We start from the raw sequence: 18,407 nt of genomic DNA on the forward strand, positions 1-18,407 counted from the left end.
GGCAAGGTGGATGCAAGGGTCGGGGTTGTGATCGAATGGGTCTGTGTGGAGTCTCACGCCTCGCCGATATGGTCCGCTCACGGGCGGCGCGCCATGCCGGGCTCGGCCTCGCCGCTCTGATGACGCTCTTTGCCGCACTCGGGCTCGGCACGATGCCATCGCACGCCACGCCCGACGTGCCGCCGGTGAAGCTGGTGGCCTTCGGCGACAGCCTGACCGCTGGGTATCGCCTGCCCGCGAACGCGGCCTTTCCGGTGGTGCTGGAGCGGGCCCTGAAGGCACGCGGACGCGTCGTCACGGTGGCGAATGCGGGTGTCTCGGGCGACACCACGACCGGAGGCCTTGATCGCCTCGACTGGTCGGTCCCCGACGACACCAACGGCGTCATCCTCGAACTCGGCGCCAACGACATGCTGCGCGGCACCGACCCGGCGGTAACCCGCAAGGCCCTCGATGCGATGATCGAGCGGCTCAAGGCACGCGGCATTCCCGTGCTGCTTGCGGGGATGAAGGCCTCCCCCAACCTCGGGCCGGACTACGCCGCGCGCTTCGACGCGATCTACCCGGACCTCGCCAAGCGCTACGACCTCGTCCTGTACCCGTTCTTCCTCGACGGCATCGTCGGCGACCGGCAGGCCCACCTGGACGATGGCCTGCATCCGAACGCCAGGGGCGTCGAAACGATCGTGGCCGGCATGTTGCCGACGGTCGAGACCTTCCTCGACCGTCTCCATCCGCAGGCGCGCTGAGCCCGTGCCCCGCCTATTCACCGGCCTCGAAGTTCCCCCCGACCTCGCGCAGGCGCTCGCCCTGAAGCGCGGCGCTCTGCGCGGAAGCCGCTGGATCGAGCCCTCGGACTATCACATCACCCTGCGCTTCCTCGGCGATGTCGAGATCGACCTCGCGGAGGCGCTGCACGAGCGCCTGATCGAAGCGCGACCCCGGTCCCCCTTCCCCGTGACCCTCGACGGTATGGCGAGCTTCGGCGGCGACAGGCCGCGTGCGATTCTCGCCACGGTGCTGCCAACCCCGGAGCTTCTCGACCTTCAGGCCGAACAGGAGCGTCTCGCCCGTCAGGCCGGTGCCGAGCCGGAACGGCGCAAGTTCACGCCGCACGTCACGCTCGCACGCCTCCGACGCGAGGCCGGCGCGGAGGATGTCGCGGCCTATCTGGGCGAGCGCGGCCTGTTCACGCCCCTCACCTTCACGGCGGAGCGTGTGACGCTGTTCTCGGCGCGGGAATCGAAGGGCGGCGGTCCCTACGTGGTCGAGGCAGCCTACCCGCTCGGATAGGGAACGGGCGCGTGGAGACGTCAGAGGCGGCGCAGTGCCACCGACTCGATGCGGTGGCTGGCCCCCTTGGCGAGGATCAGGCTGGCCCGCTGCCGGGTCGGCAGGATGTTGTCACGCAGGTTCGGCAGGTTGATGGTCGTCCAGAGCGTATCGGCGATCTCGATCGCCTCGGATTCCGTTACCTCGGCGTACTTTCGGAAATAGGAGAGCGGATCGCGGAAAGCGGTCTGGCGCAGGCGCAGGAAGCGATTGACGTACCAGCGGTGCAGGTCGTCCTCGTGGCCGTCGAGGTAGATCGAGAAGTCGAAGAAGTCCGAGACGAACGGGATCGCGGTGCCGTCGCGGGGCAGGCGCGCCGGCTGCAGGACGTTCAAGCCCTCGACGATGAGGATGTCGGGCGATTCGATGATCCGCTCCTCGCCCTGCACCACGTCGTAGACGAGGTGAGAGTAGAGGGGCGCCGCGACACGCTTCTTGCCGGCCTTGATGTCGGTGAGGAAGCGCAAGAGCGCTGCTGTGTCGTAGCTTTCGGGGAAACCCTTGCGCTCCATCGCGCCCATCCGCTTCAGCTCGGCATTGGGCAGCAGAAAGCCGTCGGTGGTGATGAGGTCGACCTTGGGGGTGTTGGGCCAGCGCGCGAGCAGGGCGGCGAGGACGCGGGCGGAGGTCGACTTGCCCACGGCCACAGATCCGGCGAGGCCGATGATGTAGGGTACCTTCGTCTCGTGCTCGGCGAGAAGGAATCGCTGGGTCGCCTTGAACAGGCCCTGCGTCGCTGCCACGTAGAGTGAAAGCAGCCGTGAAAGCGGCAGGTAGATCGCCTCCACCTCCTCGACCGAGATCGGATCGTTGAGGGATTGCAGGCGCGCCACCTCCTCCGCTGCCAGGGTCAGGGGGGTGTCGGCACGCAGCTGAGCCCATTCTTCGCGGGTGAACAAGCGGTAAGGCGACAGCCGCTCCGAGCCCTGGCCGGTGACTGGGTCCTGGCCCCGGGCGGTCGGGCGTTCGATCACGGCAGGCGGCATCGTGAAAAGCGATTCGGCGTTCACGCGGGGCTCCGGGAGGCCTTCTCCGCGATCCCGCTCTGAACCGTGCGCCGCTCGAGCTCGGCCAGCACCTCGTTCAGAGTCACGCCACCGGCCCGCAGCAGGACCAGGAGATGGTACAGCACGTCCGCGGCCTCGCTGACGAGGCCGGATCGGTCACCCTGTACGGCGGCGATCGCCGCCTCGACCGCCTCCTCGCCGAGCTTCTTGGCCGGTTTGGCCGGGCCGCCGGCTAGGAGCTTTGCGGTGTAGGAGGTCTCGGGAGACGCTGCCGCACGATCCGCGACGAGGGCTTCGAGATCGCTGAGAGTGAACTGGGTCATACAATCCTGGTCCCGGCGAACCGGGCCTATCGTGCCGTGCAACCAAACGTGCGGCACGATGGATCATGACGCAAGGGCTGCGAAGGTCCGCCTCAGAGATCGAGGCGCATGGAGAGACCGGCCGCGGCCATGTGGACCTTGGCCTCGGATACCGTGTGCTGCCCGAAATGGAAGATCGAGGCCGCCAGAACCGCACTGGCACCGCCTTCGCGGACTCCCGCCACCAGGTCGTCTAGGCCGCCCACACCGCCCGAGGCGATGACCGGCACCGTGACGGCATCAGAAATGGCCCGCGTCAGGCCGATATCGTACCCGGAGCGCATCCCGTCGCGATCCATCGAGGTCACGAGCAATTCACCGGCGCCGCGGGCCGTGACGGTGCGGGCGAAGGCGATGGCGTCGATGCCGGTAGGGTTGCGCCCGCCATGGGTGAAGATCTGCCATTCCGGCGCTTCGCCGGGACCGGAGGTCCGCTTGGCATCGATCGCCACGACGATGCACTGGCTACCGAACTTTTCCGCACCGCGGGCGACGAAATCGGGATCGTTCACGGCTGCCGTGTTGATGGAAACCTTGTCGGCCCCGGCCAACAGGAGAGTGCGGATATCCGCCACCGTACGGATGCCACCACCGACGGTGAGCGGCATGAAGCAGGCTTCCGCCGTTCGGCTGACGACGTCGAGGAGCGTCCCGCGATCCTCATGGCTCGCCGTGATGTCGAGGAAGCAGAGCTCGTCGGCACCAGCCGCGTCGTAGGCCTTGGCCGCCTCAACGGGATCGCCGGCATCGCGCAGTTCCAGGAACTGGACGCCTTTCACGACACGGCCGTCCTTGACGTCGAGGCACGGGATGATGCGAGTTTTGAGCACGAATAACCTCGGATGCGTCAGGCCGCCGGAGCCGCATCGGGCGCACCGGTCGCGCGCCGGATGGCCGCCAGGGCCTCGCGCGGGTCGATCCGCCCGTCGTAGAGGGCACGGCCCGTGATGGCGCCGGCGAGGAGCGCGCAGTCCGGTTCCAGGATGCGGTGGACGTCATCGATCGAGGCAAGGCCACCGGAAGCGATCACCGGGATGGTCACCGCGCTAGCAAGGCCGAGGGTCATCTCGATATTGAGGCCCTTCAGGATGCCGTCGCGGGCGATGTCGGTGTAGATGATGGCGGCAACGCCCGCGTCCTCGAAGCGACGCCCGAGTTCCTCCGCCGTCATGCTGGAGGTGGTGGCCCAGCCCTCGACCGCGACGCGGCCGTCCTTGGCGTCGATGCCGACCGCGATCTTGCCCGGATAGAGGCGGGCGGCCTCGCGCACGAAGGCGGGATCGCGCACGGCGGCAGTGCCGATGATGACGCGGCTGACGCCTTTAGCGAGCCAGGCCTCCAGGGTCCGCATCTCGCGGATGCCGCCGCCGAGTTGCACCGGAAGCTTGGTCCGCGCCAGGATCGCATCGACGGCATCCGCGTTCATCGGCGCGCCCGCGAAGGCGCCGTCGAGGTCGACGACGTGAAGCCAGGAGAAACCCTGCTCCTCGAAGACCGCCGCCTGGGCCGCAGGATCGTCGCTGAACACGATGGCCTGGGCCATGTCGCCCTGAACGAGGCGTACACAGCGCCCTTCCTTGAGATCGATGGCCGGAAACAGGATCACGCGTCGGTTCGCTTTCGGGTGGGACGGGTCACAGGTGGGGTCTGCGCCTCAGGGACGCCAGCGGAGGAAGTTGGCGAGCAGTGCGAGGCCGAGCCGTTGGCTCTTTTCCGGGTGGAATTGGGTGCCGGCGACGTTGTCGCGCGCCACCATCGCGGTGACCGAACCGCCGTAATCGCTGTGGGCGACGCGATCTTCCATCCGCTCAGGCGAGAGCGCGTAACTGTGTACGAAGTAGGCGTGCAGTCCGCCCTCGCCCGTCGGGATCTCCGACAGCAAAGCGTGTGGCCGGTCGATCTCGAGGGTGTTCCAGCCCATGTGGGGTACCTTGAGGCCGGAATCGTTCGGCTGGATCGGACCGACATCGCCGGGAATCCAGCCGAGGCCCGCGGTCGTGTCGTATTCCAGGCCCCGCGTCGCCAGGAGCTGCATGCCGACGCAGATGCCGAGGAACGGGCGACCCCGCTCGTGCGCCGCATGGGTCATCGCCTCGACCATGCCAGGTACGGCGTCGAGACCGCGGCGACAATCGGCGTAGGCGCCGACGCCGGGCAGCACCACCCGGTCGGCCTTGGCGACCGCCTCGGCCTCGCTCGTCAGAACGATGCGCGTCGCGTCGAGGCCGGCCTCCCGAGCCGCCCGCTCGAACGCCTTTGCGGCGGAATGCAGGTTGCCCGAGCCGTAATCGATGATCGCGACGGTCTCTGCACTCACCGCCGACCCTCGCTGAACGGGAACATGCCGATGGCAAGGTCACTCGGCGGCACCGAGATGCCGATATGGGGCGCCGGTCCGGTGCGCCCTGTGGAAACACCGTCCAGCCAGCGTGCAGCAGCCTTCATTTCGGCCTCCTCAGCATTCGCGGCCGTCACGGCGTCGCGCACCGGACGCCCCGCCCGGGCGTAGGTCCACCGTCGGAGGGACGAAGCCTCCAGTCCGATCAGGAGCGAAACGAGGACTGTTATGACAAAACCGGCGATCGGCGTCAGCCCAAGGAACCGCCCCCCGAGCGCCACCACGGCCAGCAGCGCCAGAACACCGAGGCCGGCGAGCCAGAGCCGGTGAAAGAAGAACCAGAGCGGCCCGAAAGCGAAAGCCGGCCAGGAGAAGCCATCCGGCACGAGGTGCGCCCGCTCGAGACCGTGTGCCTCGCCGACGAGGGCCCCCTTCGCGGGGTGCAATGTGTAGGTGCGCATCACGTCTAGCATCCTCCCTGCCGACCCAACGGGCGGATCAGAGCGATCCCTTGGTCGAGGGAACACGGCCGCCCTCGCGGGGATCGATCGACACTGCGTGCCGCAAGGCGCGGGCCAAGCCCTTGAAGCAGCTCTCCGCGATATGGTGAGCATTCTCACCGTAGAGCGTCTCGACATGCAACGTAATGCCAGCGTTCATGGCGAAGGCCTGGAACCACTCGCGGACGAGTTCCGTATCGAACTGTCCGATTTTTTCGACCCGAAACTGGGTTCGGAACACGAGGAACGGGCGGCCCGAGATATCGATGGAGACCCGCGTTAGGGTCTCGTCCATCGGCAAATGGATGTCGGCATAGCGGCCGATGCCGCGCTTGTCCGCGAGGGCCTGCGCGAAGGCCTGTCCCAGGGCGATGCCCGCATCTTCCACCGTATGATGGTGATCGACATGGAGATCACCCGTGACCGCCACGTCGAGGTCGAACAGTGCGTGACGCGCGAACAGCTCAAGCATGTGGTCGAAGAACCCGACCCCCGTCGAGACTTGAGCCCGCCCCGTCCCGTCGAGGTCGAGCGCGACCTGCACGTCGGTCTCCGCTGTCTTGCGGCTGATGCGGGCGGCGCGCTTGGCCTCGTGGGTCACGGTTCGGTTCCGGTTTGGGGAAGAACCCGCCTTCTAGAGGGAAGACTGGGTCGCGGAAAGGGTGGACGGAGCCGATTTCACCGGCGCTCCCGGTTCCTCAGCGGTGCAGGACTCGGCCCGCCACCGCGTCGAGCTTGGCGAGTAGGGCTGGGTCGCGCTGCGCGGGAGCGGTCATGATGGCGCCGTCGAGGGCGTGCTCCGTACCGACGGGGCAGGGCTCGCGCTCGGCCGGGAAATCGCGGGCGAGACGGGCGACGAGGCGCGCGGCCTTGTCGGCATTGGCTCGCGCCACCGCCACCACGGCAGCGACGTCGACGGCATCGTGGGTCGGGTGCCAACAGTCGAAATCGGTCACCATCGCGATCGTCGCATAGGTGATCTCGGCTTCGCGGGCGAGCTTAGCCTCCGGCATGTTGGTCATGCCAATGACGTCGTAGCCGAGCGCCTTGTAAGTGGTCGACTCGGCATAGGTGGAGAATTGTGGACCCTCCATGCAGACATAGGTCCCGTCGCGATGGACCGCGATATTCTCCGCCTGTGCCGCCGCAGCGATGCGCGCCTGCAGTGTCGGTCCGACGGGATGCGCCAGGGAGACGTGGGCGACGCAGCCATCGCCGAAGAACGAACCGGCGCGGCCGTGGGTGCGGTCAACGAACTGATCGACGAGCACGAAAAGACCGGGATGCAGCTCGGCTTTGAACGAGCCGCAGGCCGAGAGCGAGACGAGGTCGGTGACACCAGCCCGCTTCAGCACGTCGATGTTCGCGCGATAGTTGATACCCGATGGCGAGAAGCGGTGCCCGCGGCCGTGGCGGGCGAGGAACACCACCTTCGTCGCGCCGATGCGGCCGATGCGCAGCGCGTCTGAAGGCGCGCCCCAGGGGGATTCGATCCGCTCCTCGCGGACATCCTCCAGGCCGGGCAGGTCATAGACCCCGGACCCGCCCATCACGCCGAGCACCGCTGCCGTCATCCCCATCTCCAAAAGTTAGCGCCGGTCGCCCTTCCCTGGGACGCCGGCGCGGGTCGTGTCAACGGAGGACGGGCAGCCCAGAAGGACTGCCCGAACCGGATCAGTAGGTCTTGTGCAGTTCGGGCTGGAGTCCGTGGACCTCGCCGCCGACCTTCGCCCAGATCTTCTTCTTCACGTAGTAGAGCAGACCGGAGAGCACGAGCAGGAACAGGATCACCCGTAAGCCGAGAGCCTTGCGCGCCATCATGTGGGGCTCGGCCGCCCAGGCCATGAACGCCGCAACGTCGCGGGAATACTGCTCCGTGGTCTCCGGCACCACCGGCTCGCCCTTGTCGTTCTTGGCGTAGGTCACCTGCCCATCGCTGATCGGCTTCGGCATCGCGATGAGGTGACCGGCATAGTACTTGTTGTAGTAGGTGCCAGCCGGAATCTCCTTGCCGGCCGGCGGATCCTCGTAGCCGTTCAGGAGCGCGTGAATGTAGTCAACGCCCTGCTCCGAGAAGCCGATGAACGGCATCGCGTCGAGGACGAACCACGGGAAGCCGCGCTCGTAGGTGCGGGCTTTGGCCAGCACGGAGAAGTCCGGCGGCGCCTTGCCGCCATTGGCGGCGGCCGCCGCCTTCTCGTTCGGGAAGGGCGACGGGAAGGCGTCGGCAGCGCGGGCGGGACGGTCGACGTCCTCGCCGGCATCGTTCTGCTCCTTCACCTTGTACTGGGCGGCGAGTTCCTTGACCTGCCCGGTGGTGAAGCCAGGCCCTCCCTCCTCCGAGAGGTTGCGGAAGCGCACCAGGCTCATGCTGTGACAGCTCGAGCAGACTTCCTTGTAGACCTGAAAGCCGCGCTGAAGCTGAGCTTGGTCGAAGCGGCCGAAGGTGCCAGCGAAGCTCCACTTCTCACGGGGCGGATGGGGAGTTCCCTCATCCGCCGACGCGACGGTGATGCTCATGACAGCCGCGAGCAGGGTTGCGGCGAGGACGCGGGTCGTTTTCATGGTTCTCAAAAGTCCCCTGCCTTCAACCCTTGGAGGACGGTGCGGCTGCGGCGCCGACCGGCATGCCGGACCCGCCCACCTGCTTTCCGGGACCCGTCACCGTCTCGAGGATCGAGCCCGGAAGAGCCTTCGGCGTCTCGAACAGGCCGACCAGCGGCATCACGAGCAGGAAGTGCAGGAAGTAGTAGGCCGTGCAGATCCGGGCGGCGATGACGTAGCCACCCTCGGGCGGCTTGGCGCCGAGCCAACCGAGCACCACGCAGACCACCACGAACAGCCAGAAGAACTGCCGGTAGATCGGGCGGTAATTGCACGAGCGAACCCGGGACGTATCGAGCCAAGGGGCCAGGGCCAGGATGAGCACGGCGCTGAACATCAGAATGACGCCGCCGAGCTTGTCCGGCACGGCGCGCAGGATCGCGTAGAACGGCAGGAAGTACCATTCCGGAACGATGTGGGCGGGCGTCACCGCCGGGTTGGCCGGCACGTAGTTGTCGGCGTGACCGAGATAGTTCGGCTGGTAGAAGATCCAGTAGGCGAAGAAGGCGAAGAACACGACCGAGGCGAAGACATCCTTGATCGTCGCGTAGGGCGTGAAGGCCACCGCGTCCTTGCCCGACTTGATCGGAATTCCGGCCGGATTGTTCTGCCCCGTCACATGCAGCGCCCAGACGTGCAGGATCACCACGCCGGTGATCATGAACGGCAGGAGGTAATGCAGCGAGAAGAACCGATTCAGGGTCGGATTGCCGACGGAGTAGCCGCCCCAGAGCAGGCTCTGGATGGTGTCACCCACCACGGGGATCGCGGCCAGGATGTTCGTGATGACGGTGGCACCCCAGAAGCTCATCTGGCCCCACGGCAGGGTGTAGCCGAGAAAGGCGGTCGCCATCATCAGGAGGTAGATGATTACGCCCAGGATGTAGAGCACCTCGCGCGGCGCCTTGTACGACCCGTAATACAGCGCCCGGAAGATGTGGACGTAGACCGCCACGAAGAACATCGATGCGCCGTTGGCGTGCATGTAGCGCAGCAGCCAGCCGTAGTTCACGTCGCGCATGATGTGCTCGACGGAGTTGAACGCGTTAGCGGCCGACGGGTCGTAGTGCATCGCCAGCCAAACGCCGGTGACGATCTGCGACACCAGCATGGCGATCAGGATCGCGCCGAAGGTCCAGAAGTAGTTCAGGTTCCGCGGCACCGGAAAAGAGACGAAGGACGAATGCACCAGCCCGATCAGGGGGAGGCGCGATTCGAACCACTTCGCCAAGGCGCTCTTGGGAACGTAGGTATTGCCGTGTCCGCTCATGGGGCGACCCGCTCCAAATCCTGTTTCAGGGTGTCAGGCGACGGCCTTGCCGCCCTCCTCGCCGATCCGGATCTTGGAGTCCGACTCGAAGACGTAGGGGGGGATCGGCAGGTTCGTCGGGGCGGGACCCCGGCGTACCCGGCCCGACGTGTCGTAGAGGGAGCCGTGACAGGGGCAGGACCAGCCCTCGTACTGTCCTTGATGGCCGATCGGCACGCAGCCGAGATGCGTGCAGTTGCCGTAGACGACGAGCCACTTGGCGTGGCCTTGCTTCACGCGAGCCGAATCGGGCTGCGGATCGATCAGATCGGTGAGCTTCACCTCGGAAGCTTCCTTGATCTCTTTCTCGGAGCGACTGCGCACGAAGATGAGCTTGCCGCGCCAGAACACGTTGACGATCTGGCCTTCCTGAATTGGCGTCAGGTCGACTTCGAGGGGTGCGCCGGCCGCGATGGTCTCGGCATCGGGCGCCATTGAGGCGACGAAGGGCCAGGCCAAGGCACCGGCCCCGACGGCCAGTCCCGCGCCCGTCGCGAGGAACATGAAATCGCGACGCGTGCCGTCCGGCGCGCCGTGGGAGCTGTCGGGATCGGCTGCCGTGTTCGCCAAGTGTCAAACTCCAAGCATGATTGCGCCGGGCGACCCTGATCCCAACCCTGCGTCCAGGGCCGGCCGGGACCTTAGAGGCTTTAAAAGGAATGTCATCCCGGCGGGACGGAAGCACCATCCAACATGATTGTGCAATGCGACCCCGCGTCACCCGAAGTCAAGGCGCGAAGCCTTTCAGAACGCGCGGTTTCTATTCGTGGAGCGACCCCGTCGCGGGGGTGGCGCAGGAAGACCACAGAAGACATGCGCACACGCGCGGACCAGCTCGAATCCCGCCGGCGGCTATGCACATGCCGGGGGTATCGACAGCGGCATTCCACTGGGTGGAATTTGGAAGAATATCTCCGAACGCCGGTTCCGCGGGCGAACGCTGTCCAGCGGCGTGCCGGCTCGAAGAGCTCGCATTGCAACCGGCACAAGCTCTGGATCCGAAAGCGGCGCTGACTTTACGCGCTCCGGTTGCATGCCTTACGCCGATCCTTCACCTTACCCCGCCTGGGCGCGATCGGCCGGATGGAGTACCTAGGCCGGACTGACTCGACAGCTCTGTCGGCGCGCTCGGTCCGGGCAGAAGCGCCGAAAGATTCGATGGATACCCCTGATCTGCAGTCCCCGCCGGCCGTGCTGCTGCGCATCGTCGCCGCCCCGGTGGTCTTTTCCTGGCGGACGACGCCACGTCTGCGGATTGTCGGCGGAACTCCTCCGATCATCGCGGCGAACCTCGCGGGCGGTGAGGACGAGGCGCATCCGAATGCTACGGAAAGCGTGACCCGCTGGCGCGCGTTCCGGACCGTCGCAGGCACTGACGTGGTGATGATCCTCGAAAACGTCGTCGCGGACGCGGCGGTACGAAAGGGCCTACCATCCTGTTCCTCTTCCGCCGCGCGCTCTCGTTTCTCCTCGTCGTCTCGGGAGCCGCCCCGCGGGTCTCGATTGACGGCAGGGCGATCGCCACCGATCCCCTCGCGGTGAGCACGATCTCAAAATACGCTCAGCCGACGACCATGGCGGGAGCCGCAGGCGCCCGCCTGGCGGAAGGTATAGGCTGGTTCTACTCGCGACATCGGACGGCGCAGTTCGGAGGTGCGACGTGAAGGGAGCACTCCAAGGGCTTCAGGTCATCGGACGGATGCTCCAGCGCAGAAGGCGTGATGCGCCAAAGCGGGTGCTTCTCGACGCCGAGGTCCTGCGCGACGCGTTCGAGGCCTTTCCGGATCCGCAATTCATCGTCGCGCTCCGACCCGGCGACGAAGTTCGGCTCGAGGACTGGAACGCAGCGGCGCGAAACCATCACGACAGCGCCGACGCCATGGGTCGCGCATTTGCCGATCTGCTGCCTGCAAGTCAGGCGGCGCTGTTGCGCGCCGGCGTCGAGCGGGCGGCCGCGACCGGTGCGAGTCTTCGCATTCGGAGCGAGGCCGCGGGTGTCGAAGGTCAGAACGCGTACGAAGCGACCTTCGTCCCGCTTCGGGCGACGGGTGCGCAGGCAGACCGACGGGTCATGGTCAGCGTACACGACCTCGGACCCTCGAGGCTGGTGGACTCCGGGCCGCCGGGGCCCGATCGTCTCACCGGCGAGGCCGGATCTTCGCCTCTTCGAGAACAGGGACCCATCGAATCCGATCCCGACCGCCCCTCCACCGAATCGGCTTCGACGCGGATCGGATCGGATCGCCGCCCGGCTGAGGCGCCCCCGGCCTCGGTTCGAGCGGATCTGATGGAGTGGCGGCCCGCGGATGAGCGCGTGCGGGAAAGCGAGGCGCGCTATCGCCTGTTGGCCGACTACACCTCGGACCTCATCGTCCTCGACGATGTCAGCGGCCGACATCTCTACATCTCGCCCGCGGTGACGAGCATGCTCGGCTACACCGTGGACGAGGCCAACCGCATGGGTCTTCGGACGCTCGTCCATCGGGAGGACATCGCAAACCTCTCGGCGATTCTGCATGCTCTTGGGCTCGGGCAGCCGACCGGATCGGTGATCTACCGGATGCGGCACCGTTCCGGGCATGACCTCTGGGTCGAGGCCGCCTTTCGGCGAATCGAGGAGCAAGGCGAGATCCAGGTCATCCAGGCGATCCGCGACGTCACGCAGCGACAGAGACAAGAGGCCGACCTGCACAGCGCCCGCATCGCAGCCGAGGCCGCCGTGCGTGCGAAAGCTGAATTCCTGGCCACCATGAGCCACGAGCTGCGCACACCGTTGGCGGGCATCCTCGGCGTGCACGACCTTCTCCAGGGCGATGCCAGCCTCAACCGAAACCAGGCACGCCTCGTCGGTCTCGCGCAGGAAGCGGGGCGCTCGCTCCTCACCATCGTGAACGACATCCTCGATGTCTCGAAGATCGAGGCCGGTCGCCTCGTGATCGAGTCACTCCCCTTCAGCCTGGCCGGGCTGATCGAGGGCTGTCGGGAGCTCAGCGTCGAGATCGCACAGGGCCGCGAGATCCGCGTCGCCACGCAGATCGGACCTGACGTCCCGGACTGGGTCCTGGGCGATCCGACCCGATTGCGCCAGGTCATCCTCAATCTCACCGCCAACGCCATCAAGTTCACGCCCCAGGGCTCCGTCACCATGCGCGTGGCCTGGAAAGCGGCATCGAACGGCGGTCCGAGGCGGCGACCGGCCCTGCGGATCGAACTCATGGATACCGGGATCGGCATCCCGGAAGATGTCCTGCCCCACCTGTTCGAGCGTTTCGCGCAGGCGGACGGATCGATCTCGCGACGCTATGGTGGAACCGGTCTCGGCCTCACCATCTGCAAACGCCTGGTGCACCTGATGGGCGGCGACATCGGTGCGCTGAGCCGGGTCGGCGAGGGCTCTACGTTCTGGTTCGAGGTGCCGCTGCGGCTCGCCGAGGCGGAGAACGATGTCGAGCACTCGCGGCTCGCCACTCTCAGCCGACCATCGCCGCAGCGCTGGCGCATCCTGTTGGCGGAAGACAATTCGATCAACCAGGAGATCATCGGGACGGTGCTGCGCCACAAGGGTCACACCGTCACGGTGGTGGATGACGGAGAGCAGGCGGCGACGGCGGCCTTCGGCCACGAACGTCCGGACCTGATCCTGATGGACGTGCAGATGCCGGGACTGGACGGTCTCGCAGCGACCCGCGTGATCCGCGCCCGGGAGCGGCAGGAAGGGCATTCTCCCACCCCGATCATCGCACTGACCGCCAATGCCATGCCCGAGGAGATGGAGCGGTGCCGCGCCGCCGGTATGGACGCACATGTCGCGAAGCCGATCGAGTGGCCGATGCTGTTTGCGACCCTCGAACGCCTGGCGGCGCGGGTTGAACCAGCCGACCGCGAGGACATGCTCGCCCTCACAGAGGAACGCCCCACCCCGTGAGGGGCGAGGCGTTCGAACGCGCGACGATGGTGTGTCGGCTCAGTACGCGGCCGGGTCGGCACTATCGCTCGGCGAGACGAAGGCTTTCGCCATGGCCTCGCTCATCGGCAGGTTCAGGTTGATGCCGCGCGGCGGAATCGGCTTCGTGAACCACTTGTCGTACAGCGCCTTGCCCTCGGAGCTTTTGTAGAGCTTGGCGGTGGCTTCGTCGGCGACGGCCTTGAAGGGCGCGTCATCCTTGCGCAGCATGATGCCGTAGGGCTCGGGTTTCGACAGCGCCTCGCTGGAGATCGCGTAGGCACCCGGGTCCTTCGAGCTGGCGGCCAGCGAGGCCAGCAGTACGTCATCCATGACGAAGGCGACCGCGCGGCCAGTCTCGACCATCAGGAAGGCTTCTGCATGATCCTTGGCCGGCAGGATGGTCAGGCCGAGATTGCGCGCGGTGTTCGCCTCGTTGATCTGGCGGATGTTGGTGGTGCCCGAAGTCGAGACCACGGTCTTGCCCTTCAGATCGTCGATCTTGTCGAGCTTGGCCGACTTCTTGGCGACGAAGCGAGTGGCCGTCAGGAAGTGGGTGTTGGTGAAGGAAGCCTGCTTCTGACGGTCGGCGTTGTTCGTCGTCGAACCGCACTCGAGGTCGATGGTGCCGTTGGCGATCAGCGGGATACGGGTGGCCGAGGTGACCGGATTCAGCTTCACCTCAAGGTTCGGAAGCTTCAAATTCGTCTTCACGGCCTCGGCGATCTTCTGACAGATCTCAAGGGCGTAGCCGACCGGCTTCTGGTCGCCGTCGAGGTAGGAGAACGGAACCGACGCGTCCCGGTAGCCAATGGTGATCGTATTGGTTTCCTTGATCTTCTTCAGGGTTCCGGTGAGCTCTTGCGCCTGGGCGCTCCCTACCGCGAGTACCGACAGCGCGAAGCTGACGGCAACGGCGGATAGGGTGGATCTCTGGTGACACGAACGCATCTGCGGGCTGACTCCGGGAGGTCGATCACGGTTCGGCGATCGACAGGACTGACCTGGGCAACGTAGCAGCGGCACGAGCCGCCGCAATCGTTGTTTTCGCGCTGTGCAAGCTGGCAACGCCCCCGTCCCTGGCAAAGCCCGTGCCGAATGATCCCGCTGCGTAGATTTCGTCAGGTCTCGCCCATGCAGATCAACACTTGGTACGCAAAAAGGCCCGACTTTTCAGCCGGGCCAGTTCGCATGTCTCGAAGATTCGGATCTGTGAAAATCCGGGCTCGCAAGGAGCCCGGATTGAGCCGCTCTGCCGCCTTAGAAGTCGCGCTGGACGCGGCCGCGGATCTGGAAGGTGTCCGATGCAGTCACAGTGCGCACTGCTCCGCTGGCGATGGAAGCAGCGGTGACGTTACCGGTGGACCGGGTCTGGTCAACGACGCGACCGTCCTGAACACCAACCTTGGTGTAGAAGCCTTCCAGACCGATATCGAGGTCCTTAACAGGTGACCAGATGATGCTTCCACCAGCAACAATCTGGTAGTTGTCACGCAGGACGGGGCTGACGGCGAAGGACGCCTGACCCGGAATACCGGTGAACTGGCCAGTCGAGCCAAGCGTCTGGAACACGGCGGCGTTGGCGGCGCGGGCACCGTTGGCAAAGTTGAGCTCGCCGTAGCTGGCGAACACGGCCGAACGCCACTCAGGCGACCAGTAGTGCAGCAGCGAACCGACCACCGTGAAGCTGGTGGACAGCTCGATCTTGCCCGTGAACGGGTTGAGCGTCGCATCTGACATGTAGGGGTCGAACGCAGCGCCGTTAATGGTGCTGGCGCGCGAGGCGTAGCTGCCGTTGTACGAGGAGTAGCCAGTGTAGAGGGTCGCACCCTCGCCATAGGCACCCTGCAGGTACAATGTGTCGCCCGGGGCGATGAAGGGCAGGTTGATCTTGGCACCGGCCTGCACGGCCCAGCCGTACTCGCTGGGCGGACGCTGGTTCACGATCGCAGCGCCGGTCACGCCCGGGATGAAGGGCGCGGTCAGGATGCCGCCGTTGAAGTTGGTTGCATTGCCGGCGATGGCGTTGCCGGTGTTCAGCTCCTTGACGGCAGCAGAGAGCTGCATGGAGCCCCAGGCCGCATCGTAACGAAGCACACCGACGAAGTCAGGCATGCGGTTACGCTGGGCTACGTCCACGTTGCCGTAAGTGCCGACGCCGGTCACGTTGTTGATGCCAATGAGCACCGGCGAAGTCGCACCCGAGAAGGCAACATTCTGAGACTGTGAGCCGGCCGGAGCAAAGTTGGCATTCGCACCGAACTGCTGCGAATAGATCGTGTTGCGACGGAAGGACGGATCTTCCAGCGAGATCGTCGCCGAGAGGCCGCTGTCGCCGAGCTTGCTCGTATAGGCGAGCAGGTTGGTGGACTGCAGATCCGAGTTGGCGGTCGCGCCGGCGAACTCGAAATCGTGAGCGTAGAAGTCGAAGAACGAGGAAGCGCGACCGGCGGTGAGACCGGCGAACTGGATGAAGGCTTTGTCGGTGTTCACGAACTGCTGGACACGGCCGGCCTGATCCTGGCCGGTCGCACCGAACGCGTTGCCGATACGCTCCTGGGTGCCGGAGCGGAGGCCGCCGGTAGCGCCGGTGCGCGAGGCGAACTGGAGACGCACGAAGGCGCGCAGGGTGCCGTAGGCGGTCTGGGTGCGGGCATCGACGTTGATGCGGGCGAGGCCGATATAGCCGGTGGTGTCACCGTTCGTGCCTGAGCGGCTGTCGGTCGGCTGGTAGCCGACGTCAAGGCGAGCGCGGCCCGAGAGACGGATGCAAGTATCGGTGCCCGGGATGTAGAAGAAGCCGGCGCCGTAGGCGGAGCAGACACGGACGTACTCGATCGGAACAGCTTTCTTGACCGGAAGGTCGGCTGCCTGTGCTCCTGCGACCGCAGCAAAACCTGCCGCGGAGGCGAGAAGCGAGCTCTTCAAGAGCTTCATTGATATCTCCAAAAGCTTCGAGACCCGAGGGAAGGCTTACTGCGCCCGAGACCTCTATGGATCCCGGTGTCGCGTGGCCCTTTGTTCTTGAATGACCGAGCGTTCACCGCTGGAAATTGACTTGCTGCTCTGGCGTTGCCCCCAGCGCAGGATCACTCTGTGCGAGGTGGTTCCTCGCGGCAACTCGGAATCGTGATCGGCGAAGCGGTTCCAAGGCGCTGTTGCGGCGCTGCAACGTTACGCAGGCGACTAAGTAACTGTTCTGTGGGCAGGTTTTCAGCGCTCCGGCCACCGTTCTACAGTTCGCTCCTAAGGACGCGGACACCGGCAAGTCCTCGAAAATACGAAATAATCTGTGATCTTTGACACATTTCGATACCTTAGCGTTCAGGACTATTTCTCGGAAGCGTACCCAGCCGGCCAATCTGCAGGGCATACCCTCCGGCATGCTGTGGATCGCCGCCTGGGACGGATCTGCCGCTGCGCCTCGCGGCGGACGCGTCCCGACAACTGGCGCCGAATCGGGTCGCGCGGCGACAGAAGCCCGTGGCGTCCGTCCGGGATCGACCAAGCGATCAATCCTGCAAGCCGATCACCTCAAAGTTGGTGCGTAGCTCATCGGACATCGGCACATTGAGACGGATGCCGGTCGGCAGGCGCTCGAGGAACCAGCGCTTTTAGATCCAGCGCAGCTCGCGGGATTCGGCAAGACGCTGCAAGGTTACGGTGACGAAGCCGGCGAGTTGCGGAACATCAGCCCATAGGGCTCGAACGAGAACTTGTCGGGCCCGACCGTGTCGGCGGAGCCGCCCGGCCCCGCGGCGGCGATCAGGCCGTAGAGCTGGACATCGTCGGGACCGAGGGCATCCGCATGCCTGTCCCGGACCATCGCGAAGGGTTCGGCATGGTCGTGCCCAGTCCTTAGGGTGACAGGGATGCCGAGACGAGCGAAGAGCGCGCACACCACACCCCGTAGGTGGTACCGGCGGTGACCGCCACCGTCCGGTCGGCCAGATCGCGGAATGAACCGACCGGAGCACCGCGCTCCACCAGAAGCTTGATCGCGCTGACATAGGTGATGGGCGAGAAGGCCGCCATCTTCCGCCGCTCGGCATTGTCCGTGGTCGAGCCGCACTCGAGGTCGATCCGCCCGGACTTCACCGCCGCGATCCGCGTCTCCGACGTCACCGGCTCATACAGTACCTTCAAGTCCCTACGCCCGAGTTCCGTCCCGATGTCGTCGACGACCGCCAGGCAGAGGTCGGGGGCGTAGCCGACGGGTTGGCCGAGCGGGTCCCTGAAGGAGAACGTCAGGGCGTTCTCTCGATTAGCGAAGGCGGACGGTGGCGGTCTCGCCGATCGTCTTCAGGAGCCGGAGAGAACGTCGATCGCCCAGGATGGACTGTCGCTGGCCAGCAAGCCGACGCTGGCCAGGGCTCCCACAAACGGTGCGACGTGCTGACATGTGAGTCCTCGCCACGAAGCCGTACCGGTGCATCGGACGTCGCCCCGCGACGCTTGCGACCGCTTGCTACGCGACCGGTTCCGGCAGTGGACTGACTTAATGATCCAGCCGCTGGTCGGTAAACGATAGTTGCCCTTCTTACTTGGCCACCGCCACGGTCGCGACGCTGTTGCGCAGCACGTTGGTGGCCGAGCGGCCCTCGCCGGGCCGGAGAATGAGGACCATCACCAAACCGAGAAGCAGCGAGAAGAGCGAGGCCCCCACGAACCAGAGCATCGCCTTGCCCCCGACGCGACCCACCGAAGCTGTGTCGCCCCCAATGTGCGATGCCCGCGACGAGCCTCGAGAGGACGAGCGGCGCAATGATCATCTTGATCAAGCGCAGGAAGACATCACTGATCAGGGCGCTGTATCCGGAGATCTCCTTCGAGGTCTGCAGGTCAGGCCACGTGACGTTGCACAGCTACCCAACAGCGATCTCGAGCAACATTTCGTTGAGGATGGAGGTGGTGAGCCTGGACTGCATCGCTTCCCCCCCAACCGCCGCGCCTGATGGCGCTCCACACCGGGAGCTAAGCGTCTGGTTCACCCGACACAGTTGAGCACAGGG

The 18,407-nt window shown here is 65.8% G+C and carries 19 protein-coding genes and 1 pseudogene; 4 read left to right on the forward strand and 16 right to left on the reverse strand.

Features of this window, described 5'->3' with window-relative positions; genetic code table 11:
- Positions 1 to 68: 68 nt before the first annotated feature.
- Both AC6EUL_RS00810 and thpR read left to right on the forward strand, forming a co-directional pair.
- The gene (locus tag AC6EUL_RS00810; protein ID WP_407067249.1) at positions 69 to 749 is read left to right on the forward strand and encodes an arylesterase; all 681 of its coding nucleotides are present in this window, start codon (positions 69 to 71) and stop codon (positions 747 to 749) included.
- A 4-nt stretch (positions 750 to 753) separates the two neighbouring features.
- Complete coding sequence (gene thpR, locus AC6EUL_RS00815; RefSeq protein ID WP_056273320.1) at positions 754 to 1,293, forward strand: RNA 2',3'-cyclic phosphodiesterase; 540 nt, start codon at positions 754 to 756, stop codon at positions 1,291 to 1,293.
- A gap of 20 nt (positions 1,294 to 1,313) precedes the next feature.
- Here the strand turns inward: thpR and coaA are convergent, their stop codons facing one another.
- The 11 genes from coaA to petA all read right to left on the reverse strand — a co-directional run bounded on the left by coaA (position 1,314) and on the right by petA (position 10,022).
- Positions 1,314 to 2,318, reverse strand: coding sequence for a type I pantothenate kinase (coaA, locus tag AC6EUL_RS00820; protein ID WP_056219487.1), 1,005 nt, complete (start codon positions 2,316 to 2,318; stop codon positions 1,314 to 1,316).
- A 20-nt stretch (positions 2,319 to 2,338) separates the two neighbouring features.
- Positions 2,339 to 2,662 carry a phosphoribosyl-ATP diphosphatase gene (locus tag AC6EUL_RS00825; RefSeq protein ID WP_056218930.1) on the reverse strand — a complete coding sequence of 108 codons (324 nt, stop codon included), beginning with the start codon at positions 2,660 to 2,662 and terminating at the stop codon, positions 2,339 to 2,341.
- A 92-nt stretch (positions 2,663 to 2,754) separates the two neighbouring features.
- Positions 2,755 to 3,531, reverse strand: a complete 777-nt coding sequence (gene hisF / locus AC6EUL_RS00830) for an imidazole glycerol phosphate synthase subunit HisF (RefSeq protein ID WP_056273323.1) — start codon at positions 3,529 to 3,531, stop codon at positions 2,755 to 2,757.
- Between the two features lie 17 nt (positions 3,532 to 3,548).
- The gene (gene hisA, locus AC6EUL_RS00835; RefSeq protein ID WP_499868294.1) at positions 3,549 to 4,307 is read right to left on the reverse strand and encodes a 1-(5-phosphoribosyl)-5-[(5-phosphoribosylamino)methylideneamino]imidazole-4-carboxamide isomerase; all 759 of its coding nucleotides are present in this window, start codon (positions 4,305 to 4,307) and stop codon (positions 3,549 to 3,551) included.
- 48 nt (positions 4,308 to 4,355) lie between these two features.
- Positions 4,356 to 5,018, reverse strand: a complete 663-nt coding sequence (gene hisH, locus AC6EUL_RS00840) for an imidazole glycerol phosphate synthase subunit HisH (RefSeq protein ID WP_056273328.1) — start codon at positions 5,016 to 5,018, stop codon at positions 4,356 to 4,358.
- Positions 5,015 to 5,500, reverse strand: coding sequence for a DUF2628 domain-containing protein (locus AC6EUL_RS00845; protein ID WP_499868296.1), 486 nt, complete (start codon positions 5,498 to 5,500; stop codon positions 5,015 to 5,017). Before AC6EUL_RS00845 ends, hisH begins: the two co-directional genes overlap by 4 nt.
- A 37-nt stretch (positions 5,501 to 5,537) precedes the next feature.
- On the reverse strand, positions 5,538 to 6,140 hold the full coding sequence (gene hisB, locus AC6EUL_RS00850) for an imidazoleglycerol-phosphate dehydratase HisB (protein WP_056218915.1): 603 nt from the start codon (positions 6,138 to 6,140) through the stop codon (positions 5,538 to 5,540).
- A 97-nt stretch (positions 6,141 to 6,237) separates the two neighbouring features.
- On the reverse strand, positions 6,238 to 7,113 hold the full coding sequence (locus AC6EUL_RS00855; RefSeq protein ID WP_056273332.1) for an S-methyl-5'-thioadenosine phosphorylase: 876 nt from the start codon (positions 7,111 to 7,113) through the stop codon (positions 6,238 to 6,240).
- A 100-nt stretch (positions 7,114 to 7,213) separates the two neighbouring features.
- Complete coding sequence (locus AC6EUL_RS00860; protein WP_499868299.1) at positions 7,214 to 8,104, reverse strand: cytochrome c1; 891 nt, start codon at positions 8,102 to 8,104, stop codon at positions 7,214 to 7,216.
- Between the two features lie 22 nt (positions 8,105 to 8,126).
- Positions 8,127 to 9,413 (reverse strand): cytochrome b, encoded by a 1,287-nt coding sequence (locus tag AC6EUL_RS00865; protein WP_056218907.1) that lies wholly within the window; start codon positions 9,411 to 9,413, stop codon positions 8,127 to 8,129.
- A gap of 33 nt (positions 9,414 to 9,446) precedes the next feature.
- Positions 9,447 to 10,022 (reverse strand): ubiquinol-cytochrome c reductase iron-sulfur subunit, encoded by a 576-nt coding sequence (gene petA / locus AC6EUL_RS00870; protein ID WP_056218904.1) that lies wholly within the window; start codon positions 10,020 to 10,022, stop codon positions 9,447 to 9,449.
- 588 nt (positions 10,023 to 10,610) lie between these two features.
- On the opposite strand from petA, the gene AC6EUL_RS00875 reads away from it, so the two are divergent.
- Together AC6EUL_RS00875 and AC6EUL_RS00880 are read left to right on the forward strand one after the other, a co-directional pair.
- Positions 10,611 to 10,994, forward strand: coding sequence for a TerC family protein (locus AC6EUL_RS00875; protein WP_499868302.1), 384 nt, complete (start codon positions 10,611 to 10,613; stop codon positions 10,992 to 10,994).
- Positions 10,995 to 11,187: 193 nt separating this feature from the next.
- The gene (locus tag AC6EUL_RS00880; RefSeq protein ID WP_499868304.1) at positions 11,188 to 13,377 is read left to right on the forward strand and encodes an ATP-binding protein; all 2,190 of its coding nucleotides are present in this window, start codon (positions 11,188 to 11,190) and stop codon (positions 13,375 to 13,377) included.
- 39 nt (positions 13,378 to 13,416) lie between these two features.
- On the opposite strand, the gene AC6EUL_RS00885 is transcribed toward AC6EUL_RS00880, so the two are convergent.
- From AC6EUL_RS00885 to AC6EUL_RS00905, 5 genes and pseudogenes are all read right to left on the reverse strand, one after another.
- Positions 13,417 to 14,346 (reverse strand): amino acid ABC transporter substrate-binding protein, encoded by a 930-nt coding sequence (locus AC6EUL_RS00885; RefSeq protein WP_499868608.1) that lies wholly within the window; start codon positions 14,344 to 14,346, stop codon positions 13,417 to 13,419.
- Positions 14,347 to 14,655: 309 nt separating this feature from the next.
- A complete protein-coding gene (locus tag AC6EUL_RS00890) occupies positions 14,656 to 16,332 on the reverse strand; it encodes a porin (protein WP_056218894.1) in 1,677 nt (558 codons plus the stop codon).
- A gap of 721 nt (positions 16,333 to 17,053) precedes the next feature.
- Positions 17,054 to 17,221 (reverse strand): hypothetical protein, encoded by a 168-nt coding sequence (locus AC6EUL_RS00895; RefSeq protein ID WP_499868306.1) that lies wholly within the window; start codon positions 17,219 to 17,221, stop codon positions 17,054 to 17,056.
- A gap of 32 nt (positions 17,222 to 17,253) precedes the next feature.
- On the reverse strand, positions 17,254 to 17,646 hold the full coding sequence (locus AC6EUL_RS00900; RefSeq protein ID WP_499868610.1) for a transporter substrate-binding domain-containing protein: 393 nt from the start codon (positions 17,644 to 17,646) through the stop codon (positions 17,254 to 17,256).
- Between the two features lie 349 nt (positions 17,647 to 17,995).
- Positions 17,996 to 18,260: pseudogene (locus tag AC6EUL_RS00905) on the reverse strand (cation:dicarboxylate symporter family transporter); the annotation flags it as partial.
- Positions 18,261 to 18,407 lie beyond the last annotated feature (147 nt).

The organism is Methylobacterium sp. 001424705 (assembly GCF_059816145.1).